General features: G+C 62.3%; 21 protein-coding genes. 6 read left to right on the plus strand and 15 right to left on the minus strand.

Annotated features, from left to right (window positions below; translation table 11 throughout):
• Positions 1–4: 4 nt before the first annotated feature.
• Genes ACWF6P_RS00345 through ACWF6P_RS00380 form a run of 8 tightly spaced genes read right to left on the minus strand, consistent with a single transcriptional unit; the run spans position 5 to position 8,060 of the window.
• Entirely contained in the window at positions 5–2,215 is a 2,211-nt protein-coding gene (locus tag ACWF6P_RS00345; RefSeq protein ID WP_452619551.1) for an acyl-CoA dehydrogenase, read from the minus strand.
• A gap of 27 nt (positions 2,216–2,242) precedes the next feature.
• Positions 2,243–3,373 (minus strand): steroid 3-ketoacyl-CoA thiolase, encoded by a 1,131-nt coding sequence (locus ACWF6P_RS00350; RefSeq protein WP_452619552.1) that lies wholly within the window; start codon positions 3,371–3,373, stop codon positions 2,243–2,245.
• Positions 3,370–4,224, minus strand: coding sequence for an SDR family NAD(P)-dependent oxidoreductase (locus tag ACWF6P_RS00355; RefSeq protein ID WP_452619553.1), 855 nt, complete (start codon positions 4,222–4,224; stop codon positions 3,370–3,372). Before ACWF6P_RS00355 ends, ACWF6P_RS00350 begins: the two co-directional genes overlap by 4 nt.
• Position 4,225: 1 nt before the next feature.
• Entirely contained in the window at positions 4,226–5,434 is a 1,209-nt protein-coding gene (locus ACWF6P_RS00360) for a DegT/DnrJ/EryC1/StrS family aminotransferase (protein WP_452619554.1), read from the minus strand.
• A gap of 34 nt (positions 5,435–5,468) precedes the next feature.
• The gene (locus ACWF6P_RS00365) at positions 5,469–6,650 is read right to left on the minus strand and encodes a lipid-transfer protein (RefSeq protein ID WP_230816589.1); all 1,182 of its coding nucleotides are present in this window, start codon (positions 6,648–6,650) and stop codon (positions 5,469–5,471) included.
• Positions 6,647–7,060 (minus strand): hotdog family protein, encoded by a 414-nt coding sequence (locus ACWF6P_RS00370; protein ID WP_047271582.1) that lies wholly within the window; start codon positions 7,058–7,060, stop codon positions 6,647–6,649. The genes ACWF6P_RS00365 and ACWF6P_RS00370 overlap by 4 nt, the downstream gene beginning before the upstream one ends.
• Complete coding sequence (locus ACWF6P_RS00375; protein ID WP_452619555.1) at positions 7,057–7,485, minus strand: Zn-ribbon domain-containing OB-fold protein; 429 nt, start codon at positions 7,483–7,485, stop codon at positions 7,057–7,059. Before ACWF6P_RS00375 ends, ACWF6P_RS00370 begins: the two co-directional genes overlap by 4 nt.
• On the minus strand, positions 7,482–8,060 hold the full coding sequence (locus ACWF6P_RS00380) for an FAS1-like dehydratase domain-containing protein (RefSeq protein ID WP_452619556.1): 579 nt from the start codon (positions 8,058–8,060) through the stop codon (positions 7,482–7,484). The genes ACWF6P_RS00375 and ACWF6P_RS00380 overlap by 4 nt, the downstream gene beginning before the upstream one ends.
• A gap of 200 nt (positions 8,061–8,260) precedes the next feature.
• On the opposite strand from ACWF6P_RS00380, the gene ACWF6P_RS00385 reads away from it, so the two are divergent.
• Entirely contained in the window at positions 8,261–8,839 is a 579-nt protein-coding gene (locus ACWF6P_RS00385; protein WP_452619557.1) for a TetR/AcrR family transcriptional regulator, read from the plus strand.
• Here the strand turns inward: ACWF6P_RS00385 and ACWF6P_RS00390 are convergent.
• The 4 genes from ACWF6P_RS00390 to ACWF6P_RS00405 form a co-directional block, all read right to left on the minus strand.
• Positions 8,826–10,298 carry an MFS transporter gene (locus ACWF6P_RS00390; protein ID WP_452619558.1) on the minus strand — a complete coding sequence of 491 codons (1,473 nt, stop codon included), beginning with the start codon at positions 10,296–10,298 and terminating at the stop codon, positions 8,826–8,828. The two genes, ACWF6P_RS00385 and ACWF6P_RS00390, sit on opposite strands and share 14 nt — an antisense overlap.
• Before the next feature lie 86 nt (positions 10,299–10,384).
• On the minus strand, positions 10,385–10,954 hold the full coding sequence (locus ACWF6P_RS00395; protein ID WP_452619559.1) for a TetR/AcrR family transcriptional regulator: 570 nt from the start codon (positions 10,952–10,954) through the stop codon (positions 10,385–10,387).
• Complete coding sequence (gene recR, locus ACWF6P_RS00400; RefSeq protein WP_003943917.1) at positions 10,954–11,574, minus strand: recombination mediator RecR; 621 nt, start codon at positions 11,572–11,574, stop codon at positions 10,954–10,956. Before recR ends, ACWF6P_RS00395 begins: the two co-directional genes overlap by 1 nt.
• Positions 11,575–11,586: 12 nt before the next feature.
• Entirely contained in the window at positions 11,587–11,925 is a 339-nt protein-coding gene (locus ACWF6P_RS00405; protein ID WP_003943929.1) for a YbaB/EbfC family nucleoid-associated protein, read from the minus strand.
• Between the two features lie 109 nt (positions 11,926–12,034).
• Here ACWF6P_RS00405 and ACWF6P_RS00410 point away from each other — a divergent pair, with 109 nt between their 5' ends.
• The 3 genes from ACWF6P_RS00410 to ACWF6P_RS00420 all read left to right on the plus strand — a co-directional run bounded on the left by ACWF6P_RS00410 (position 12,035) and on the right by ACWF6P_RS00420 (position 14,739).
• Positions 12,035–12,835, plus strand: a complete 801-nt coding sequence (locus ACWF6P_RS00410; RefSeq protein ID WP_452619560.1) for an Rv3717 family N-acetylmuramoyl-L-alanine amidase — start codon at positions 12,035–12,037, stop codon at positions 12,833–12,835.
• 84 nt (positions 12,836–12,919) lie between these two features.
• Positions 12,920–13,216 (plus strand): hypothetical protein, encoded by a 297-nt coding sequence (locus ACWF6P_RS00415; RefSeq protein WP_452619561.1) that lies wholly within the window; start codon positions 12,920–12,922, stop codon positions 13,214–13,216.
• Positions 13,216–14,739 carry an alpha/beta hydrolase gene (locus ACWF6P_RS00420; RefSeq protein ID WP_452619562.1) on the plus strand — a complete coding sequence of 508 codons (1,524 nt, stop codon included), beginning with the start codon at positions 13,216–13,218 and terminating at the stop codon, positions 14,737–14,739. The genes ACWF6P_RS00415 and ACWF6P_RS00420 overlap by 1 nt, the downstream gene beginning before the upstream one ends.
• 56 nt (positions 14,740–14,795) lie before the next feature.
• Here the strand turns inward: ACWF6P_RS00420 and ACWF6P_RS00425 are convergent, their stop codons facing one another.
• Positions 14,796–15,230, minus strand: a complete 435-nt coding sequence (locus ACWF6P_RS00425) for an SRPBCC family protein (RefSeq protein WP_378445664.1) — start codon at positions 15,228–15,230, stop codon at positions 14,796–14,798.
• Positions 15,231–15,566: 336 nt separating this feature from the next.
• Here ACWF6P_RS00425 and ACWF6P_RS00430 point away from each other — a divergent pair, with 336 nt between their 5' ends.
• The gene (locus tag ACWF6P_RS00430) at positions 15,567–16,994 is read left to right on the plus strand and encodes an FAD-binding protein (protein WP_378445774.1); all 1,428 of its coding nucleotides are present in this window, start codon (positions 15,567–15,569) and stop codon (positions 16,992–16,994) included.
• Positions 16,991–18,292 (plus strand): class I SAM-dependent methyltransferase, encoded by a 1,302-nt coding sequence (locus tag ACWF6P_RS00435; RefSeq protein ID WP_230816598.1) that lies wholly within the window; start codon positions 16,991–16,993, stop codon positions 18,290–18,292. The genes ACWF6P_RS00430 and ACWF6P_RS00435 overlap by 4 nt, the downstream gene beginning before the upstream one ends.
• A 23-nt stretch (positions 18,293–18,315) precedes the next feature.
• Here ACWF6P_RS00435 and ACWF6P_RS00440 read toward each other — a convergent pair whose 3' ends face one another.
• Positions 18,316–19,368, minus strand: a complete 1,053-nt coding sequence (locus tag ACWF6P_RS00440) for a hypothetical protein (RefSeq protein ID WP_452619563.1) — start codon at positions 19,366–19,368, stop codon at positions 18,316–18,318.
• 107 nt (positions 19,369–19,475) lie between these two features.
• On the minus strand, positions 19,476–21,617 hold the full coding sequence (locus ACWF6P_RS00445) for a 3-hydroxyacyl-CoA dehydrogenase NAD-binding domain-containing protein (protein WP_452619564.1): 2,142 nt from the start codon (positions 21,615–21,617) through the stop codon (positions 19,476–19,478).
• Positions 21,618–21,650: the final 33 nt, after the last annotated feature.

Consider the following 21,650-nt stretch of genomic DNA (forward strand, 5'->3'; position numbering starts at 1 on the left):
AGATCTACGAACGCGGCAGGCCGAGTACGCGCTGCGCGATGACGTTGAGTTGAATTTCGACGGTTCCGCCGCCGAACAGAATCGAGGGCAGTCCGATGTGGTCTATCGCGTAGTTCGCTGCCGGATCGACAACGGCGGCGCGCGGTCCGAGCAGACGCAACAGGTCTCGCGAGCCCTCGCGTTGTGCCAGGGCGTTGTACACCTTCGAGACGCTGATCTCGGCGCCCGGTTCCTGACCTGCCAGCCGCGCCGACACCCCACGCAGATTCATCGCGGACAGCGCCAGTTCACGAGAGATACTGCGGCCGAGGCCTTCCACCGCGTCCTCACGGGGGCAGTCGTGGCTCGCATCAGCAATCACCTGACGGAATTGATCGCTCGAACCGTGGTGAAGTGTGCTGCCCATGCTCAGACGCTCGTTGGACAGTGTTGTCGCAGCCAACTTCCAGCCCTGACCCGGTTCCGCGACCAGACAGTCGTCCGGCACGAATACGTCGTCGAGAAATACCTCGTTGAACTCCGACTTACCGGTGGCTTGCTTGAGTGGACGTACGTCGATGCCCTTCGAAGTCATGTCGACCAGGAAGTACGACAGCCCGCGATGTTTCGGAGCATCCGCGTCGGAACGCGCCAGGCAGACTCCCCAATCCGCCTCGTGCGCACCCGAGTTCCACACTTTCTGACCCGAGAGAACCCAGCCACCGTCGACCTTGCGGGCTTTGGTACTCAGACCAGCCAGGTCTGATCCCGCCCCTGGCTCACTGAAGAGCTGGCACCAGATGATGTCGGCTCGCAGCGAAGGCTCGACAAACCTGTCCTGTTGCTCGGCGTTGCCGTGTTCGAGGATCGTGGGCAGCACCCATTCTCCGATCACCGTGGACGGTTGAGCCCACCCTCGCATCGCGAATTCGTGTGCGATGACGGCCTGTTCCCTCGGTCCGGCCCCCAACCCGTACGGCGCCCGATAGTGTGGGGCAACCAGTTTGGCGTCGGCAAATCGTGCGCGTCGAGCGCTGCCTTTGGCCGGCGCCCAACTCGCGCTGGTAGTTCCGTCGTCCGGCAGCAGCGCAACTTCGTCCAGAACCCTTCGAACCTGCTCTCGCAACTCCGGCAGCATGTCCGGGTCGACAAAGGAGAAGTCGCGGACCGAATCGGCAGACCGGCCGCCCAAGGCGTGTGCCCACTTCACCTCGGATCCTGCCACCGCCGCGATACTGATCGCCCGGCGCCAGTACAGATGCGCGTCGTGTTCCCAGGTGAATCCGATTCCGCCGAGCAACGTCACACATTCGAGGGCATTCTCGATGCCGACGGGCAGTGCAGCCAATGCGGCTTGAGCCGAGACAAGTTTCTGCTGATCCTCGTCGTGTTCCTCGGATCGAGCCGCATCCCACGCTGCGGCACAGGCAATCTCGGAGCGGACCAGCATCATGGCTGCCTTGTGCTGGACTGCCTGGAAGCTTCCGACCGGACGACCGAACTGCTGACGGGACTTCACATAGTCGACCGCGGTGCGTAGCGCCCACCCGGCGATACCGCTTGCCTCCGCAGCCAACACCGTATTGACGATCAGTTCGACTCGGTGCGTCTGGAGACCGTCGACGATCCGCCCGTCATCGACCTGGTGATCGGTCAACGTCAGTGTTCCGATCGACCGTGTCAGATCCACTCCGTCTTCGACCTCCACCGCAGCGGAAGACGACTGCTCGAGCCGGAACCACAACTCACCGTCTTCGCTGTTTGCCTGCACGAGAACGACATCGGCTCCCGGCAAACCCAGGGCGGGGCCGGCAGAACCGCTCACCGTCCACCCGGCATCGCTGCGAGCCGCGCGCAATCCCACGCCGGTGCAGACTGCTCCGGTTGCGCCGGTGGCCAATTCGGTCAGCATTGTCTCCGCGGCCGAGCCGGCGGCTGTTGCAAGGATCCCACTGGCGATGACCGTCGGAACGTACGGTCCCGGATAGAGCGCATCGCCCAATTGCTCGACTACCACAGCCAGTTCGGCAAGTCCTGCCCCGTCACCGCCGTACTGCTCGGGCAGGTGCACTGCGTGCAGGCCCTGACGGACCAATCCATCCCAGGAGTCCAGCCGATCACCGGCGGCATAGCGCTTGACGTTGCTGCGCGTGTCGGCGATGCCACCGAAGCGGTTCGCGAATGCGGATACCGCTTCCGCCAGGTCACGGTGATCTTCGAGCAGGGGCAGTGCCATGGCAGGTTCCTCAATCTTCGGTTCTTGTCAGATGCGTTCGAGAATCAGACAGGTAGTTGCGGCTGACGCACAGATCGCGATCAGTGCGGTTGACTTGTCCCGGCGTTCCAGTTCGTCGATGACATTGGCCAACAGCCTGATTCCGGTTGCACCGGCCGGATGGCCCAGTGCGATTGCGCCACCGTTGACGTTCAGCAATTCGGGATCGACGCCGTGAACCTGCGCAAACGACATCGGTACCGAAGCAAATGCCTCGTTGACCTCGAACAGATCGATATCGTCGATCGTCAGGCCGGTGCGGTCGAGCACGATGTTTGCCGCGTCGACGGGGCCGTCGAGCATGAACTCGGTGTCACCACCGATGACGCACTGCGCCAGTATCTTTGCCCGTGGTCGCACTCCGAGGGCCTTCGCTCGATCCTCGGACATCAGCAGAGCGGCACTCGCACCGTCAGAGACCTGCGAAGACGTTCCAGCGGTGTGCAATCCGCCCTCTTGAACGGTCCGCAGTTTCGCGAGTCCTTCGCGACTCGATTCGCGTAGACCCTGATCCCGATGAACCGGAACCTCGGAGCCCGGAGCCAGCACATCGATGATGTGCGAGTCGAATCGTCCTGCCTCCCAGGCTGCTGCGGCTCGCTGCTGCGAGCGCAACCCGAAGGCATCGAGGTCCTCGCGGCTGAAACCACGCTTGACCGCAATCCGATCGGCCGCGGTGTACTGATCGACGGTGTCGAGTGACCACGACTCCGGACGTGGTGTTCCGAGGCCGGTACCCACCTTGTACGTCAGTGGTGCCCGCGACATCAGTTCCACACCGCAGGCAACTCCCACGTCGACTGCACCGATGGCAATTTGCCCGGCGATCAACTGCACCGACTGCTGCGCGGTTCCGCACTGCGCGTCGATCGTGGTGCAGCCCGCTTTCAACGGAAGGCCCGCATGCATCCAGGACGTACGCACGATATTGCCGAACTGCTCGCCGAGAGGCGTCACGCAACCACCGATGACCTGGTCGACTGCGCCAGGATCCACGCCGACCCGATCCAGCACGCCTTTCTGCGCGTAACCCAACAGTTCGGCCGCGTGGACTCCGGACAGCCATCCCTCACGCTTGCCGAACGGCGTTCGTGCTGCGTCCACGATGACGGGCTTCATGCCAACTCCTCGGTTCGTAAAGCTGCTTTCTCCGGTAATGCTGTGCCGTCCAGTCCTCGCACGGTCAGAGCCCAGTCGTCGATCAGGTCCAAGCTCACGCACGAGCGCGCAGTGAACTCGGTGTCGCAACCACACAGCGCTGTGACCGCTTCCACCATTTCTTCCATAGATTCGACCTGATCCGGCCGGATAGTCTCACCGACCAGGACTCTTGCGCCCTCGCTGAGCACCGCCGCCCGCGGTTGAACCGTGTTGACACGCACCCCCTGGCCGTAGAGTTCCACGCCCATGCCGTTGCTGATCCTGTTGAGCGCTGCTTTGGACGCGCCGTACACGGTCATCGCGGTTCCCGGTTCGACCCACGTGAACGGCGGGCCCTGCCACGGTTTGACGGTGCCGCTGGACACGTTCACGATCCAGCCGTATCCGTTTGCCACCATCCCCGGCACCACGGCTTGCATCAGATCGAGCGGTGCGTGGACATTTGCCTCGAACATCAGACGTCGCCGACGCAGTGGGTAGTCCGACAGCGGTTGATAGATCGCTGCTGCCGCGTTGTTCACCAGGATGTCGATCGTCCCGCCGAGCTTCTCGATTGCCGCCGGCACAACGGTGTCGCGCTGCTGCTCGTCCGTCAGGTCCGCAACAATGATCTCGACCTTGTTTCCGTACTTCGCAATTCGAGCGGCTGTCTCCTCGAGACTGCCAGGCAGGGTTGCGTGCGCACCGAGCGTCCGGGCCACGAGAGCGACGTCAGCGCCTTCCGCTGCCAGCCTCTCTGCGACGCCTGCACCGATTCCGCGGCTGGAACCGGTGACAAGCGCTCGGCGGCCCTCGAAACGCCTCGTCATGCTATTTGAACTTCGAGGCGAAGCGATTGATGCTCTCCGCAATTCGAGCAACTTCGTCGTCACGCAGGCCGTGGCTCATGCCGAGCGTCATTCCCCGGGCAAAAACCGCGTCGGCTTCCGGCAATCCTTCGGCCGGCTGACGGAATTCGATGTTGTGCATCATCGGGTGACGAGTGACGTTGCCGCTCCATACAGTTCGTGTGTCGATGCCGTCGGCCTCGATTGCTTCCTGCAGGTCGCTGCGTGTGAAGGGTGCATTCTCGTTGATCATCACGGGGTAGCACAGCCACGCCGTATCAAGACCGTCGAGTTCTACCGGCGTCGTGAAGAATTCGGGATGAGCCCCATACGCCGCCGTGAAGGCAGCAAACGTGGCCTTGCGCGTCTTGTAGTTCTCCTCCAGCTTGTCGAGTTGAACGACGCCGTAGGCCGCGCCGAGCTCGGAGGGCTCGAAGTTCCACGACATGAGCTCGAAGATGAAATCGTTGTCGTAGTCGACACCGTCGAGTTCTTCACGGAACACTCGGCCGGACTTGGTGCTGCCGAACAGGTTCGGCTCGCTACGACGGCCCCAGCGGCGGAGCAGTAGAGCCTTGTCACGGCTGGCTTCGTCGTCGACGCACACCATTCCACCGGTTCCCGCGCACGTGATGATGTGTGCCATCGAGAAACTGGTGACAACGATGTCCGCCCGAGAGCCGGTCGGAGTGCCGCGGAGCGTGGCGCCGATCGCGTCACACGAATCTTCGATCACCTTGAGCCCGTGGCGATCTGCAATGTCGCGGATGGCGTCCCAGTCCGGGCAGTTGCCGGCCAGGTTCGGCATCAGGATTGCACCGGTTTTCTCGGTGACCATGGCCTCGATCTTGGTGACGTCGACGTTGAACGTGTTGGGTTCCACGTCCACGAACACCGGCACCAGACCGGCACGCACGATCGGCGCGATGTCGGTGGAGAACGTCAACGGCGATGTGATGACCTCGCTGCCGGCAGGAAGTCCGAGCATCTCGACAGCCAAGTACAGACCCGAGGATCCCGAGTTGCACATGACGCCGAACTTCTTGCCTGCCAAGGCCGCGATACGCTCTTCCATCTCGAAGACGTTCTTGCCGATGCGCAGTCCTTGATGCCCGCTGCGCAAGACGTCGACAACAGCCTGTATTTCTTCCTCGCCGTGGGTGGCCCTGGCGTAGGTGATCCGCTCACTCATCGTGTTCCTGCTTTCTCGAAGGTGTGCGGCAGATTCAACGATCTGCCGAGAGGACGAGTGCACTGTGCGGGACGGGGGAACCGCCGGTCACGAGCACGTTGTCCAAAGTTTTGGTGGGTTGGTTGGTGGAGGTGCCGCGGATCAGGCGAACACCTTCGGCAATACCGTTGACGCCGTGGATGTATCCCTCACCGAGTTGACCGCCGTGGGTGTTGATCGGCAGGCGACCGTCCAGCTCGAGATTGCCGTCGGCGATGAAGTCTTTTGCCTCGCCCCGACCGCAGAATCCGTACTCCTCGAGTTGGAGCAGAACCATCGGAGTGAAAGCGTCGTAGAGAATTGCGGCATCGATGTCGTCCGGCCCGATACCGGCCTGGTCCCACAGTTGGCGCGCGACCAGTTCGACTTCCGGCATACTGTCGATGTCGTCGCGGTAGTAGCTGCTCATCGAAATCTGTTGCGGACCTACACCTTGCGCGGCACCGCTGATGATCGCAGGTTTATGAGGGAGATCGCGGGCGCGCTCCGCGCTGACGATGACCAGCGCCTGTCCGCCGTCACTTTCCTGGCAGCAGTCGAGCAGGCGGATGGGGTCGGCGATCATGCGCGAGTTCTGATGATCCTCGATGGTGATCGGGCGTTCGTAGAACCAGGCCTTGGGGTTGTTCGCCGCATGCTTGCGCGAGAGAACCGAGATCTGGCCGAAGTCGGCGCTGGTTGCCCCGTACTTGTGCATGTACAGCTTGGCCAGGAAGGCTTCCTGCTGCGCCGGGGTCAGAAGCCCGTACGGGTTGATCCAATTCCGGTATTCCTGGTCCGTCGACGCGTTGTACGCAAAAGGTGGTGGCCCGGCGCCGAATCGGTGGCCGGATCTTTCGTTGAAGGCGCGGTAGACGACGACAACGTCGGCAACTCCGCTGGAGACGGCAAGCGCTGCTTGTTGAACCGGTGCACAGGCACCGCCGCCGCCGTGTGGAATACGACTGAAGAACGTCAGTTCCGGGATCCCGAGGGCGCGTGCGACCGCAATCTCGGGATTGTTCTCCATGGTGAACAGCGCAAATCCGTTCACCTCTTCTGCCTCGATGTGCGCGTCGTCGAGTGCGGCGATCACGGATTCGCACGCCAACTGCCATTCGCTGCGGCCGGAGTTCTTGGAGAACTCGGTGGCGCCGATTCCGGCGATGGCTGCTTGCCTCGAAAATCCTCGTGTCATGCGATTACCCTTTCCACCGGTTCGAGAGTCACGTCGGCCGTCACGTGTGTTCCGCGGGCGTTTTTCCCGAGAACCGTCACGGTGAGCGCCCGGCCGTCTGTGGCGGTGACCTCGCCGGTGAATGTCATGGTGTCTCCGGGGAAGTTCGGAACACCAAGCCGTAGTGATGTTTTGACGATCCGTGACGCCGGGCCGGACCAGTCGGTGATGTAGCGGTCGATGAGCCCGTTGGTGGTGTTGATGCTCATGAAGATGTCGGGAGTACCGCGATCCTGTGCCTTGCCCGGATCGTGATGCACGTCCTCGAAATCCTGAGAAGAGATCGCGGTGGCGACGATCAGCGTTCGATCCAACGGCAATTCGAGGCTGGGGAGGACCGAACCCACTTCGCAGTCAATCAGTTTCGTCATTCCGCCGAACCCCGTCGCCTCAGTTGCGGCAGCATCTCGCCGTGAGCGTGCTCGGAGAAGGTCACTTCGAGTTCCATGCCGAATTCGAGTTCCTCGTGATCGATCCCTGCGATGTCGGCAACCAGACGCGTGCCTTCTTCGAGATCGACGAGCCCGGCGGCGAGTGGGTACTCGAAAGCAGGATCCTTCGGGTGATGGATGACCGTGAAGCTGTGCAACGTGCATCGCCGCGTGGATTCGACTGTGTCCCAACTGAACGAGCGGCATTCCGGGCACGCGGGCGCGGGTGGGTGGCGCAGTGTCTTGCAATCCGCACACCGTTGGATCTCGAGGCGACCCTCTTTGGCCGCGGAGAAGAAGAAATCGTTGTCGTCGGTGACGGTGAGTCTCGGAACAGCGGTGTTGCGGGAGCCAGTCTCGCTCATGCGATTACCTCCTGGACTTCGAGCTGGGTATCTGTCTGGGCATCTGGTTTGAACCTGAGCAATCGAAAACGCTCTTCGACCAGTGTCTTTCCGTCCTGGTCGACGTACTTCTTGAACAGAGTGATGAAGCACCCGTGACCGAGGGCAGTTTGTTTGAACGGCGAGATCGATTCGATGGTGAAATGTGCGGTGACGTGGTCTCCGGGACTCAGCTCCGCGAAATACTCCTGCTCGACGTTGGTCGCGACGACCGAGGTGTATCCGGCCTCGTCCAACAACGCGAGCAGTCGTGAATAGGCGAAGTCCTCGGAGGCTCCGTCGGCACGAAGCTGTTGGACCTGGCGATAGCGTCGGTAGCCCGCCATCACCCAGGTCGAGATCATGGCGGGTGGGCAGACGACATCTCGACGACCCACGCTGCGGGCGGCTTCGGCGTCGACGTAGATGGGGTTGCGGTCGTCGTGCGCCTCGACCCAGTTGCGGATCATCGCCTCGTTGACGGCGTAGCGGGCGACCCGGGGTGGTTCGGCCTCTGCGCCGATGAAGTTCGGAAACTGCGTCTGCAGGCTCTGCACTGAAATCCTCCGTGGACGAAAGTTGAGCAAGCGCTTGATTTTGAAGCTAGCATAGGAAACCGGAAGTTGAAACACGCGATCTCACCGACGAATTGGTTCGAGCCGGAGCCATCAGGCAGGATTGCGCTACGTTCGACGCCGGAAGCCCGGCACCCGTGAAACCCTGCCCTGAGCAGGACCGACAACCAGCGGAGATTTCAGTGGCATCACCAGATCGTCGGGAGAAAATCCTGGAGAGCTCAGCCGAGCTGTTTGCCAGGAAGGGTGTCGCGACCACGACCGTTCGCGAAATCGGCGACGCCGCCGGCGTGTTCTCGGGCAGCCTTTACCACTACTTCAAGTCGAAGAACGCGATAGTTGCCGAGCTCATGCACGGCTTCATCACCGATATTCAGCTCCGCTTCGATCAGGTCGAGAAAACGGCAACCGGCCCCGAGGACGTCCTGCGCGGCCTGATCCGCGAGACGCTGATCGTGATCGAACTGCACCCGCACCCGACTGCGATCTATCAGAACGATCGGGCGTATCTACGCGACAACGATCTCCTGCAATCCGTCGACGGGCCTTCTCGCCAAGTCCGCGAGCATTGGATGAAAGCGATAGCCGAAGGCGTCGATCAGGGAATCTTCCGCCAAGACGTGGCCCCGGAGATTTTCTATCGATCGGTACGAGACACCCTGTGGTCGACCACGCATTGGCCGGACCGCCAGAAATACACCACCGACGAGTTCGCGGATCTGATGATCACGCTCTTCCTCTCGGGATTCAGGGTCGCCTGACGAGATCCGGCAGATCCAGATGTTTCGGGGTTCGTCCCTGCGGCAACAGGATCGACACCGCGAACACCACCACCGCGCAGCCCGCGCACACTAGATAGGCGACGGAGAATCCGGTCCACGACGTCGAATGTTCCGAACCGCTGATCACGAACGCGGCGAGGATGGTCGCCACCGTCGCACTGCAGATCGTGCTTCCCGACGTCCGTAGAAGCGAGTTCACGCCGTTGGCTGCCGCCAGTCGCTGACGTGGCACGGCAACCAGGATCAGCAAGGAGAGTGTGCTGTACACGATCGCGGTCCCGACTGCCGTAATGCCTAGCGCCGCAACGACTCCCCACAGCGGCTTACCTGCAACTGCGTGAATCCCGTAGCCCCCGGCGAGGAATACGGCACCGGTCAACATCGCGGTCCGTGAACCGAAGCGATCGGTGATCCGCACCGCAACCGGAGAGAACAGCACCATCGCGATACTGGCCGGAATCTGACACAGCGCCGCCGCGATGATCGACAGGCCGTACCCGGCACCCGGCCCTTTCATCCCTTGCAGCAGTTGTGTGGTGATCAGTGTGTTCCCGAAGAATGCGAACCCGACCAGCAGAGCCGCCAGATGCGGGATCAACACCGCACGCTTGACGAGAGCACGGACGTCGACCAGCGGATTGACGTTGCGCCGCTGCTGAATTACCCAGAACGTGAACAGCGCCGCCGACGCGGCCAGCATCGAGATCACCGCGCCGCTGGTCCATCCCCAACTCGATCCCTGCGTGATCGGCACGAGCAGAGCGATCATCGCGGCGCTCAGACCGACCGCGCCGACGCCGTCGAATCTCCCCGACGGATTCGGCTCCGACTCCCGAATGAACAGCACCGCAGCAAGAGTCACCGACAGTCCGATAGCCGTGGTTACCCAGAACAGGACGTGCCAGTTCGAGTACTGCGCGATCATCGCGGAAAACGGTATCCCCAAAGCCGTTCCGACGCCGAGCGTCGAACTCATCATGGCCACTGCGCCGTTGACCTTGTTGCGCGGCAATTCGTCACGCAGCATGGAGATTCCGATGGGGATGACGGCCGACCCGGCACCTTGCAGCGCTCTCGCGAAGATGAGGACCGCGATGTCCGAGGACAGCGCACACAACATGGAGCCGAGAGTCATCATCGAGAAAGCAACCAGAAGCATCTTCTTCTTGCCGAACATGTCGGCGAGCCGGCCGAAGATGGGGGTGACCACGGCGCCGACCAGCAGCGTGACGGTCACCAGCCAGGACACTGCTGTGCGTCCGGCGCCCGTGAAGTGGGGCAGCTCCGGCAGCAGCGGAACGATGACGGTTTGCAGGACTGCTTGGAACACGGCGGCCGCGACAACGATGGGAAAGAGGAAGCGGGAACGCGGCTGCGCAAGACTCGCGTCGGGGGTGGGAACTGTCGGAGTACCCGGCGGACGGTCGAGCGTCGTCACCCCACACCGCCTGTTCTCACTAGGTAAATATCCGTTCACCTACATTAGGTGAACGGATATTTACCTAGCAAGAATTGTGACGCCGCTCACCCGCCGAGGAGCTTTTGCACCAGTGGTGCGTACAGCGCGACCACCTCGTCCTGGGTGCCGGTGGCATGGCCCGCCATCATCCGTCGGCGCATGATCGCCACTCCGACCACCATCGACATCGCCAGTTCCGCGCGCAACCTCGCGTCGGGGCCGGACAGACGAGCGGCGAGGGTGTCGATCATCTGCGTCGAATAGTTCTCGCGCAGTTTGCGGTTGCTTTCTTCACTGACACCGCTCATGAACAACAAGCTCATGGACAGCGGCTTGTACGACTCCAGCGGCTTGGTGAACAGCGAGACCATGCGCTCGCCGAGCGAGTCGTGCGGTGCGTCGAACACCGTGATCGCCGCTGCACGGAAGTCGACCAACTCGTCGTACAACTGCTCCTTGGAACCGAAGTACTTGATGATCAGCGGTGCACTGACGCCCGCGTCTTCGGCAATGTCCTTGAGCGTGATCTCGCGGTACGGCCGAGTCGCGAATGCTTTCCCGGCCGAAGCGATGATCTGCGCGCGCGTCTGCTCGGACGTACGACGCACTTGCTGACCTTGCTCCGTGCCGCTCATCAAGCGTTCCGCGACAATTCACGACGGCCGGACAATGCGCGACCCAGCGTCAACTCGTCTGCGAATTCGAGGTCGCCGCCCATCGGAAGGCCCGAAGCCAACCGAGACACCGTCAACCCCGGGATGTCTCGCATCATCCGGACGAGGTAGGTAGCTGTCGCCTCACCCTCGGTGTTGGGGTCGGTGGCGATGATGACCTCGGACACGTCGACGCCGTCCTCCTGATTTGCGATGCGAGCCAACAACTCCCGGATGCGCAACTGGTCCGGCCCGATACCCGAGAGCGGATTGAGCGCACCGCCGAGCACGTGATAGCGACCCTTGAACTCACGGGTGCGCTCGACGGCTTGGACGTCCTTCGGTTCCTCCACGACGCAGATCACCGTGCGATCGCGACGTGCGTCGGCGCAGATGCGGCACTTCTCCTGATCGGAGACAGTTCCGCACACCGTGCAGAACTGAACGCCGTCACGGATGCGCTGCAATGCATTTTTCAAACGGTCGATCTCGGGAGGCTCCACGGAGAGCAGGTGAAAAGCGATGCGTTGAGCGCTCTTCGGCCCGACTCCGGGAAGCTTCCCGAGTTCGTCGATCAGATCCTGAACCGGACCTTCGTACACGCGTTCTCGTTTCTAGAAGCCGGGGAGACCGGGAAGGCCTCCGCCGAGTCCGCCGGCCAACGGGCCGAGCTTCTCGGCAGCGACTTCCTGTGCCTTGCGCGAAGCATCCTCGATCGCGCCGATCACCAGATCCTGCAGCGTCTCGACGTCTTCGGGGTCGACGACCTTGGGATCGATCTGCAGACCGACAACCTCGCCGGTGCCCTTGACCGTGGCGACAACCAGCCCGCCGCCGGCCTGACCGGTCACTTCGGCCTGAGCCATTTCCTGCTGCGCCGCCATCAATTGCTGCTGCATCTGCTGAGCCTGAGCCAACAGAGCAGACATGTCGGGTGCTCCACCTGGTTGCACGAGCGGTCCTTTCTACAGAGTTATCCCCACCAGCGTAGTCGGTGCGCGCTACCGTGAGCGGGTGCGCCGGAACCAGTCAGACACCGTAAAACCGTCAAGAGGGTCAAACATGGCATCACGGGTGTTCCGTTCCACAGCCCTGATTGCCGTAGTCGGGGCCGGGCTGCTGAGCGCCGCGTGCACGATTCCGACCGAGACTGCCGAGGCCACGACTTCAGTCGAGGTGTCTCCGCTCAGCACTGTTGCCGCTGACATCCCCGCAGCCCTCACCGGCAAGGTCGTCTTCCTCGATCCCGGGCACAGTGGTGCGAACGACGACAGCATCAACACCCAGGTCCCCACCGGCCGCGGCGGCACCAAGAACTGCCAGACCACCGGCACCAACACCGACGCCGGGTTCCCCGAACACACCTTCAACTGGGAAGTCGCGAGCCTGGTCAAGAGCGAACTCGAAGGCCAAGGCGCCACAGTCGTCCTGAGTCGACCGGACGACGTCAGCGTCGGATCTTGCGTCGACGCACGCGCCGAAGCCGCCAATTCCTCCGGCGCCGACGTCGTGGTGAGTATTCATGCGGACGGCGCAGCGGCCGGGGCCGAAGGCTTCCACGTCTGCTACTCCGCTCCCCCGCTGAACTCGGTTCAGGCCGGCCCGTCCGTGGCTTTTGCGGAAACCATGCGCGACTCACTCGTCACCGCCGGCCTCACCCCGTCGACCTACATCGGTGACGACGGGTTGGCGCCACGTGCCGATCTGACGGGACTCAATCTGTCGCAGCGGCCGTCGATTCTGATCGAACTCGGCAACATGCGTAATGCCGACGAGGCAGCGCGCATGACGAGCCCGGACGGTCAGCAGGACTATGCAGCCGCCGTCACCAGTGGAGTCACGGCCTTCCTGACAACCCCCTGATCCGGCTTCTGTGGAGAAAATCCGCTTGTCCACAGGAAAGCCGGCACGGCCCCGATAGCCAGTTCGCCTGGCTACGGTTCACCCATGGGGCCGATACTTCAGGTAGACATCGCTGCGTTGCAGCAACTTTCGGCTGATCTGTCTCGAATTGCGGATCAGATTTCAGGGATCGACTCCGCTAGCGCGATTTCCGAAGCCGCGACGAGCCTGGATTCGTCCGCTGTCATGGCTGTATCGACGGAGCATGCCGGCGTGATCGCCGACGCCTACCGGTACCTGGCTACGCAATTGGGGCTCGTGGCGTCCGGAACCGCTGCTGCAGCACGCCTGTACGACGCTACCGAGGCCGAAGTGGTGTCCGAACTGCGCGGAGAACACTGATGCGGCCTACCATCTCTCAGCTTCGCGCGTGGTCACCGGAGCAACTGCGCACTTGCGCTGCGGAACTCGTCGAAATCGATCGGAAAGTCGAATTTCTCAGTGGCGACGCCGGTCGCAGCATCGACGCCGTCCGCGAGTTCTGGCGGGGCGAAGCGTCGAGCGCGGCGGCAGTGCAGTGGTCGGGCATCTCGCTTACCGCTTCTCACCTGTCGATTGAAATTCGCGTGGTCGCGGATCTGTATGCCGGAGCGGCCAATACGATTGGCACCGCGCGAAGAACAGTTCTGGATCTGGTCGAGGAGGCGACTCTCGAACACGGCTTGACGGTGTCAGACAGTGGAACTGTATCGGCGCCTGCGTCGACGCAGCCGTGGAATCTGGCCGACATTATGCAGGCTTCCGAAAACGCTACGGCTGCACAGAGTTTTCAGCAGCGAATCTTCGACTCTTTGTCGGCGCTGGACTATGAAGACAACCGGGCCGCGACTGCTCTACGTCAGGCATTCCGGGAGATCGGATCGCTCCTGGGTAATCAGCCTGATCGCCTCAGCCGCACTGTCGTCGACATTCTCGACGGGAGGTCGGCACTCCCCGGAACACCCGCGGAGCTACACCGACTGTGGGAATCGCTCACTCCCAGCGAGAAAGACGCATTGGCGAGGTGGGATCCGTCCATCGGAAGTCGCGACGGCCTTCCCGCTCTCGACCGGGACTACTACAACCGGCGGTACCTCACTGCGCTGGAAACTGCACCCGAGTCCTCGCCGGATCGCACGGTAGCGGCCGGATACGCGGCTGTGCGCGGCGAACTTCGACCGGATACCTTCCTTCTCTCGGTCACTGGTGGGCACGCCGTCGTCGCTGTCGGTAATCCCGATGCCGCCGACAACGTCGCAACGTTGATTCCCGGAACCGGCTCCGGGCTCTCGGGCGTCGGCGGAGATCTACAACGATCCAGAGCCATGTACGACGCAGCCGTCAGCGCGGCACCGACGGAAGCCACGTCAGTGATCCTGTGGTCCGGGTACGACGCTCCCCCAGGCATTCCCGACGCCGGTTCGGATCGCTACGCAGACTCCGCGGCGCCCGGGCTGGACACTTTCCAGGGCGGGCTACGCACCTCACATGACGGTCCGCCGTCGCACAACGTCGTGATCGGGCACTCCTACGGCAGCACCGTCATCGGTGCCGCGACTACCCGTGGCGCTTCTCTCGACGTCGACGAACTGGTATTTGTCGCAAGCCCGGGAGTCGATGCCGCGAGTGTGAACGAACTGAGCCTGGACGGCGTCGACTCCTCCGAGATGTCGCGTCGTGTTCATTCGACGACGGCCTTCTGGGATCCGGTCCAATTAATACCCAAGATCCTCGGAGTCCACGGATTCGACCCGTCGGATCCCGAATTCGGCGCGCAGGTATTCGACGGATCACCCGGGGAACCGGGGTTCGGAGTTCACAGCGATTACTGGGAAAGCGGAAACCCCGCACTCGCCAAGTTGGGGCGGATCATTACCGGCGCATGAAAGATGGCGCCGCACCGGTGAAGGTACGACGCCATCTTTCAGTGATGCAGAATCAGTCAGACCAGTTCGCGCTTGAGGTTGTCCAGGACCTGGGCCTGGATGCGCTGCAGACCCTTCGGAGCGAAGGTGCGCTCGAAGAAGCCGCCGATTCCGGTGGCACCCTGCCACTGAGTGAGCGTCGTAACCGTCGTTCCGGTGCCGTTGGGGGCAACGGTCCAGGTGGTGACGAGACTGGAGTTGGCGTCCTTCTCGGTGATGACGTTGCCGTCGACCGTCACTGTGGCCTTGACGTTGCGCGAACGCTTTTCCGTCGCCTTGAGCGTCCACTGCGCGACGGTTCCGTCACCCTGGCCGCCTTCGACGACCTTGTAGTCGAGGTACTGCTCGGACAGGATTCGCGGGCGAACCGTCTCGTAGTCCGAGAGCGCCGCGAGCACCTTGTCTGGTGCTGCTGTGACGACTATCGAACTCATTGCATTGACCTGACCCATATGCCCTACGTCTCCTTGTTCGACCAACGCGGCTCGATACCGCGAATGACTCTCGAATCCGCACCTCGAACTGCGCAGACATTCCTTTCCATATTGCCTGTCCCGCCCCGGTATCTCGACAATCTGCCCTGTCCTGTGAGCTGGTTCACCTGTTGGCGCATTTATCGAGTTCGTTTGCAACAACTCGATCAAATTCGGGCATTAAGACCCCTCCAGATAGCTTGCACGCGCAACTACCGATAGCGTCAGGGTGTGACTCTCTCGTTCAATGGGGTAGTTCAGAAGTTCGATCGAATCCGGACAAAGCAAGGCCCGGGTTCCGATGCTGCGCGTGAAATGGGGTTCGAGCAGCACAGAGAAGGCGTCGAACGCCTACTCGCGTCATACCGCGCCATTCCCGCCGATGCTTCTGTACGCCTGGCAAAGAAGACATCCAATCTGTTCCGCGCTCGCGCCAAGACGTCGGCCCCCGGCCTCGACGTCAGCGGTCTGGCCGGTGTCATCGCCGTCGATGCGCAGGCGCGCACCGCCGACGTCGCCGGCATGTGCACCTACGAAGACCTCGTCGACGCGACGCTGCCCTACGGGTTGGCGCCATTGGTCGTGCCTCAGCTCAAGACCATCACCCTGGGCGGTGCGGTGACAGGGCTGGGCATCGAGTCCACCTCGTTCCGCAACGGCTTACCGCACGAGTCGGTACTCGAAATCGACGTACTGACCGGAAGCGGCGAGATCATCACCGCAACGCCGGACGGTGAACACGCCGAGCTGTTCTTCGGTTTCCCCAATTCCTACGGCACCCTTGGCTATTCGACGCGATTGAAGATCGCACTCGAACCCGTCGAGAAATACGTCGCCTTGCGTCATGTGCGCTTCGATTCGCTGAAGAAGCTCGAAGAAACGATGGATCGCATCGTCACCGAACGCGAGTACGACGGGATCGCCGTCGACTACCTCGACGGGGTGGTCTTCACCGATTCCGAGAGCTACCTCACACTCGGCGTGCAAACCGACGAGGAAGGCCCGGTCAGCGACTACACCGACCAGGACATCTTCTACCGGTCGATCCAGCATCCGTCACTCACACAACCCAAGACGGACCGCTTGACCATTCGGGACTACCTGTGGCGCTGGGACACCGACTGGTTCTGGTGCTCACGGGCTTTCGGTGCACAGAACCCGAAGATCCGGCGCTTCTGGCCCAAGCAGTACCTGCGCAGCAGCTTCTACTGGAAGCTGATTGCCCTCGACCACAAGTACGACATCGGAGATCGCCTCGAAAAGCGCAAGGGCAAGCCCCCGCGCGAACGCGTCGTCCAGGACGTCGAGGTACCCATCGAACGAACCGCGGACTTCGTCTCGTGGTTCCTCGAGGAAATTCCGATCGAACCACTGTGGTTGTGCCCGTTACGCCTTCGTGAGCCCAGCCCGGCTGCTGCCTCCGCATCGCGGCTGGATCAATTGGCCACATCGCGACCGTGGCCCCTCTACCCCCTCGAACCCAAGCGCACCTACGTCAACATCGGCTTCTGGTCTTCGGTGCCGATCGTTCCCGGCGAGCGCGAGGGGGCAGCAAATCGACTGATCGAAGAAAAGGTCAGCGATTTTGACGGACACAAATCGCTCTACTCCGACTCCTACTACTCGAAGGAAGACTTCGAGGAGCTGTACTACGGCGGCGACCGGTACATCGGACTCAAGGAACGCTACGACCCGAAATCCCGTTTATTGGATCTATTCTCTAAGGCGGTGCAACGTAAATGACCACGTTCAAAGACTCCAAAAGCCAGGACAAGCTCTCCATCGCAGAGATTCTCGAGACGCTTTCCGACGGCATGCTGCCGCTTCGATTCACCGCGTACGACGGCAGCACCGCCGGCCCCGAAGATGCCGACTACGGACTGCACCTCAAGTCGACTCGCGGAACCACTTATCTCGCAACGGCTCCCGGCGACCTCGGCATGGCCCGCGCGTACGTCTCCGGCGATCTCGAAGCCGAAGGTGTCCACCCCGGTGATCCGTACGAGATTCTGCGCATCATGGGCGACGAACTCCACCTCAAGCGCCCGTCAGCACTGACTCTCGCCAGCATCACGCGCTCGCTGGGCTGGGATCTGTTGCGGCCCATCGCCCCGCCACCCCAGGAACATCTCCCTCGCTGGCGTCGCGTCGCAGAAGGACTGCGTCACTCCAAGACTCGTGACGCCGAAGTCATCCATCACCACTACGACGTTTCCAACACCTTCTACGAGTACGTCCTCGGCCCGTCCATGACGTACACCTGCGCCGCCTACGACAATGCGGAGCAGACTCTCGAAGAAGCCCAGGAGAACAAGTACCGCCTGGTGTTCGAGAAGCTCGGACTTCAGAAGGGCGATCGACTTCTCGACATCGGCTGCGGCTGGGGCTCGATGGTCCGCTACGCAGCACGGCGCGGCGTCAAGGTGATCGGCGTGACTCTCTCACGCGAACAGGCAGATTGGGCACAGAAGGCGATCGAAGACGAGGGGCTTGCCGATCTTGCGCAGGTCCGCTTCTCCGACTACCGCGACGTCGCGGAGACCGGGTTCGACGCAGTGTCCTCCATCGGCCTGACGGAGCACATCGGCGTCGGAAACTACCCGGCGTACTTCGAGTTCCTCAAGGGCAAGTTGCGCGAGGGTGGGCGTCTGCTCAACCACTGCATCACCCGTCCGGACAACCGAAGCGGCGCCAAGGCAGGCGGATTCATCGACCGGTACGTCTTCCCCGACGGGGAGCTCACCGGATCGGGTCGCATCATCTCCGAGATCCAGAACGTCGGTCTCGAGGTGCGGCACGAGGAGAACCTGCGTGAGCACTACGCACTGACGCTCGCCGGATGGTGCCAGAACCTCGTCGACAACTGGGACGCCTGCGTCGCCGAGGTCGGCGAGGGAACCGCACGCGTCTGGGGCCTGTACATGGCGGGCTCACGGCTCGGATTCGAGCGCAATGTCGTTCAGCTGCACCAGGTTCTGGCCGTCAAGCTCGGCCCCAAGGGTGAGGCGCATGTGCCGCTTCGCCCGTGGTGGAAGGCCTAGGGAGCTCCGCTCCCCGTGAGTGGTTAAGGAGTCTCTGCACTCCTTAACCACTCACAGGCCCCGCAGGGGTTCCCCCCTGTTCTCTCCCAACCTCCCCGCCGCAAGACCGTCTCCACTTCGTGTGCAACCTGGCACGGAGTCTTCATCACCTCGTCGAATCCGTAGACCAAGCGCGGACGACCTGCCAGCTCTGCCGCATTGTCACGGCGGCGATCACGGAATTCCACTTCTGCCATGGAATGCGCCCACCGGCCGTCGAGACGCACGATCAGCGGCACACCGAGTTTGCTGTAATCGCAATCCTCGTACAACGTGCGGCCGTCGACGCGCACCGGTGATTGGCGTCTGGCCGACGGCAACCCGTGCGCCTGCTCCACGTCGACCGCATAGTGGTATTCGAGCGATGACTGCACCCCATCTGCCAAGAGTTTCACCGCACTGTCGAGGGCCTTCCGATATCTACGGGGTGCGCGCTCCTCCATACGTCGGCGAATGTCAGTCAAACGGATGCGTCCGTTGGTGACTGTGGTGATAAGGCTGACATAGGCCTCACGCGGAGTCGGTTCTGCGATGGCCAAATCGAGAGCTGTATCAGCTTTGCCGGTTCGCGGCATCTGTGCGTCGACGCCAATGTGACGATGTGCCCTCGAACGGTGGACCACAACGCCAGGATGGAGGATGCTGCCGATCATGGGTGACGGATGTCGGTCGGCGCCGAGGCCACGCACAAAAGTGGTGGCCTGAGAGATCGCAGACCTGCCGTACGGAACGGTGATATGTACGGGCACAGTGCTGTCCGGGCGGCGCATCGACCATTCTTCAGCGGCGGTGTGATGGCTGAGCATCGCCGAGCCTCCGCCATACAAGAGCGCGGCCTCGAGTACGGCAAACCTGGTCAATGGGCCCGTGGTCACGGAGTAAACGCCGTGAAGAACAGTCTGCCAGCGTCCGACCTCAACTCGTTGCTTCACGCGAGAGCGAGGAAATCCGATGGTGTGAAGTTGGGCGTGACTGACCAGTCCGTGCTGAGCATCGACGATGGTCTGCAATGCATCGATTTCTGTATGTGAAGGCATCTGACGAGCCTGCAAATACATACCGACGGATTTCGCCGAAAAAACTAACCTGTGGATAAAGCTGTGCGCGGTTAGGAAGTGTTGAGACTCCCTAACCGCGCACGGGGCTATGCCCCTAGCGAAGCCGGCGGGTTGAACCGCGGGCCGTACTGCGCAGCGAGTTCCTTTGCGCGAGCGACGAAGCCGGCGGTGCCGCCCTCGTAGCCGACGATGAACTGGTGAACGCCACCGGTCCAGGCCGGGAATCCGATGCCCATGATGGAGCCGATGTTGGCGTCCGCCGTGGTGATCAGGACGTTCTCGTCGAAGCACTTCTGCGTCTCGATCGCCTCGATGAACAGCATGCGGTCGATGAGGTCCTGGATCGGGGCGTCGGAGGTTCCGGAGTTGAAGTTCTCACGGAGTCCGGACCACAGTCCGGTGCGCTTGCCCTCGGCGTAATCGTAGAAGCCTGCTCCACCGAGCTTGCCCTTACGATCGAACTTCTCGACGAGGGTGTTGATGACCTCGCCGGCCGGATCTGCCGGCAGTTCCTTGCCTTCGGCCTTGGCTGCCTCGGCAGATTCCTTGCGGATCTTCTGCATGAGGGTGAGGTTGAGCTCGTCCGAAAGCTGAAGCGGCGCAGCCGGGTAACCGGCCTGCATACCGGCCTGCTCGATGGTGGCGGGCTCGACGCCCTCGGCGAGCATGCCGATGGCCTCGTTGATGAAGGTTCCGATGACACGTGAGGTGAAGAAGCCACGCGAGTCGTTGACCACGATCGGCGTCTTGCGGATTGCCTGGACGTAGTCGAACACGCGGGCCAGAGTCTCGTCGGACGTCTTCTCACCGCGGATGATCTCCACCAGCGGCATCTTGTCGACGGGCGAGAAGAAGTGGATGCCGATGAAGTCTTCCTGACGCTTCACGCCGGTGGCGAGACCCGTGATGGGCAGCGTGGAGGTGTTCGAGCCCAGCAGTGCCTTGGGATCGACGATGTCCTCGATCTCCTGGAACACCTTGTGCTTGAGTTCCTGGCTCTCGAAGACGGCTTCGATGACGAAGTCGACGCCGGCGAAATCGGCCGGGTCAGCCGTCGGGGTGATCTTGGCGAGGAGTGCGTCGGACTTCTCCTGCGTGGTCTTGCCGCGCGAGAGTGCCTTGGCCTCAATGCCTTCGGAGTACGCCTTGCCCTTGTTCGCAGCCTCGATGGTGACGTCCTTGAGGACGACGTCGAAGCCTGCCTTGGCGGAGACGTACGCGATACCCGCGCCCATCATGCCTGCGCCGATGACGCCGACCTTCTTGATGGTGGACTTCTCGATGCCTGCCGGACGTGAACCGCCGCCGTTGATCGACTGCAGGTCGAAGAAGAACGCCTGAATCATGTTCTTCGCGACGCGGCCGGTCACCAGGGAAGTGAAGTAGCGAGCCTCGATGAGCAGCGCGTTCTCGATGTCGACCTGCGAGCCCTCGACGGCTGCGGCCATGATGGCGCGCGGAGCCGGCATCGGAGCACCCTTGAGCTGCTTGCGCAGGTTCGCGGGGAATGCCGGAAGATTGGCAGCGAATGCCGGAGTGGACGGGGTTCCGCCGGGGATCTTGTAGCCCTTGACATCCCACGGCTGAACGCCGCCTTCGGGGTTGGCCTTGATCCATGCCTTCGCGGCCGGAACCAGTTCCTCGACCGAGCCGACGACCTCGTCGATGAGGCCGACTTCCTTGGCCTGAACGGGTCCACGCTGCTGTCCCTGAAGCAGGACGCCCATGAGCGCGTTCTGCAGGCCGAGCATCCGCACGGTGCGAACGACGCCGCCGCCGCCGGGCAGCAGGCCGAGGGTGACCTCGGGCAGGCCGATCTTGACGCCCTTGACGTCCGCCGCGATGCGGTGGTGGGTCGCGAGAGCGATCTCGAGGCCACCGCCGAGTGCCGCGCCGTTGATGGCGGCGACTACCGGCTTGCCGAGAGTCTCGAGGCGACGCAGGTCTGCCTTGATCTCGACGCTGTGGTTGTAGATCTCCTCGGCCTGCTCGGGGCCGACCTTGATCATGTTCTTGAGGTCACCACCCGCGAAGAAGGTCTTCTTGCCGGAGGTGATGACGGCACCGGTGATGGAGTCCTTCTCGGCGACCAGACGGTCGACGGTGGCCTTCATCGACGCGATGTACGCGTCGTTCATGGTGTTAGCGCCCTGGTTGGGATCGTTGATGGTGAGCACGACGATGCCGTCGGCGTCCTGGTCCCAGTTGATGATGTTCTGATCAGTCACTTTGATTGACTCCTGGTAAGCCTCGTTGGAAGG

The sequence above is a fragment of the Rhodococcus sp. NPDC055024 genome, assembly GCF_053608585.1.

Coding starts and splice junctions, on each gene's coding strand:
- ACWF6P_RS00345 (WP_452619551.1), bottom strand. CDS start 2,215: ATGGCACTGCCCCTGCTCGAAGATCACCGTGACCTGGCGGAAGCGGTA.
- ACWF6P_RS00350 (WP_452619552.1), bottom strand. CDS start 3,373: ATGAAGCCCGTCATCGTGGACGCAGCACGAACGCCGTTCGGCAAGCGT.
- ACWF6P_RS00355 (WP_452619553.1), bottom strand. CDS start 4,224: ATGACGAGGCGTTTCGAGGGCCGCCGAGCGCTTGTCACCGGTTCCAGC.
- ACWF6P_RS00360 (WP_452619554.1), bottom strand. CDS start 5,434: ATGAGTGAGCGGATCACCTACGCCAGGGCCACCCACGGCGAGGAAGAA.
- ACWF6P_RS00365 (WP_230816589.1), bottom strand. CDS start 6,650: ATGACACGAGGATTTTCGAGGCAAGCAGCCATCGCCGGAATCGGCGCC.
- ACWF6P_RS00370 (WP_047271582.1), bottom strand. CDS start 7,060: ATGACGAAACTGATTGACTGCGAAGTGGGTTCGGTCCTCCCCAGCCTC.
- ACWF6P_RS00375 (WP_452619555.1), bottom strand. CDS start 7,485: ATGAGCGAGACTGGCTCCCGCAACACCGCTGTTCCGAGACTCACCGTC.
- ACWF6P_RS00395 (WP_452619559.1), bottom strand. CDS start 10,954: ATGAGCGGCACGGAGCAAGGTCAGCAAGTGCGTCGTACGTCCGAGCAG.
- ACWF6P_RS00410 (WP_452619560.1), top strand. CDS start 12,035: ATGGCATCACGGGTGTTCCGTTCCACAGCCCTGATTGCCGTAGTCGGG.
- ACWF6P_RS00415 (WP_452619561.1), top strand. CDS start 12,920: ATGGGGCCGATACTTCAGGTAGACATCGCTGCGTTGCAGCAACTTTCG.
- ACWF6P_RS00420 (WP_452619562.1), top strand. CDS start 13,216: ATGCGGCCTACCATCTCTCAGCTTCGCGCGTGGTCACCGGAGCAACTG.
- ACWF6P_RS00425 (WP_378445664.1), bottom strand. CDS start 15,230: ATGGGTCAGGTCAATGCAATGAGTTCGATAGTCGTCACAGCAGCACCA.
- ACWF6P_RS00430 (WP_378445774.1), top strand. CDS start 15,567: ATGGGGTTCGAGCAGCACAGAGAAGGCGTCGAACGCCTACTCGCGTCA.
- ACWF6P_RS00435 (WP_230816598.1), top strand. CDS start 16,991: ATGACCACGTTCAAAGACTCCAAAAGCCAGGACAAGCTCTCCATCGCA.
- ACWF6P_RS00440 (WP_452619563.1), bottom strand. CDS start 19,368: ATGCCTTCACATACAGAAATCGATGCATTGCAGACCATCGTCGATGCT.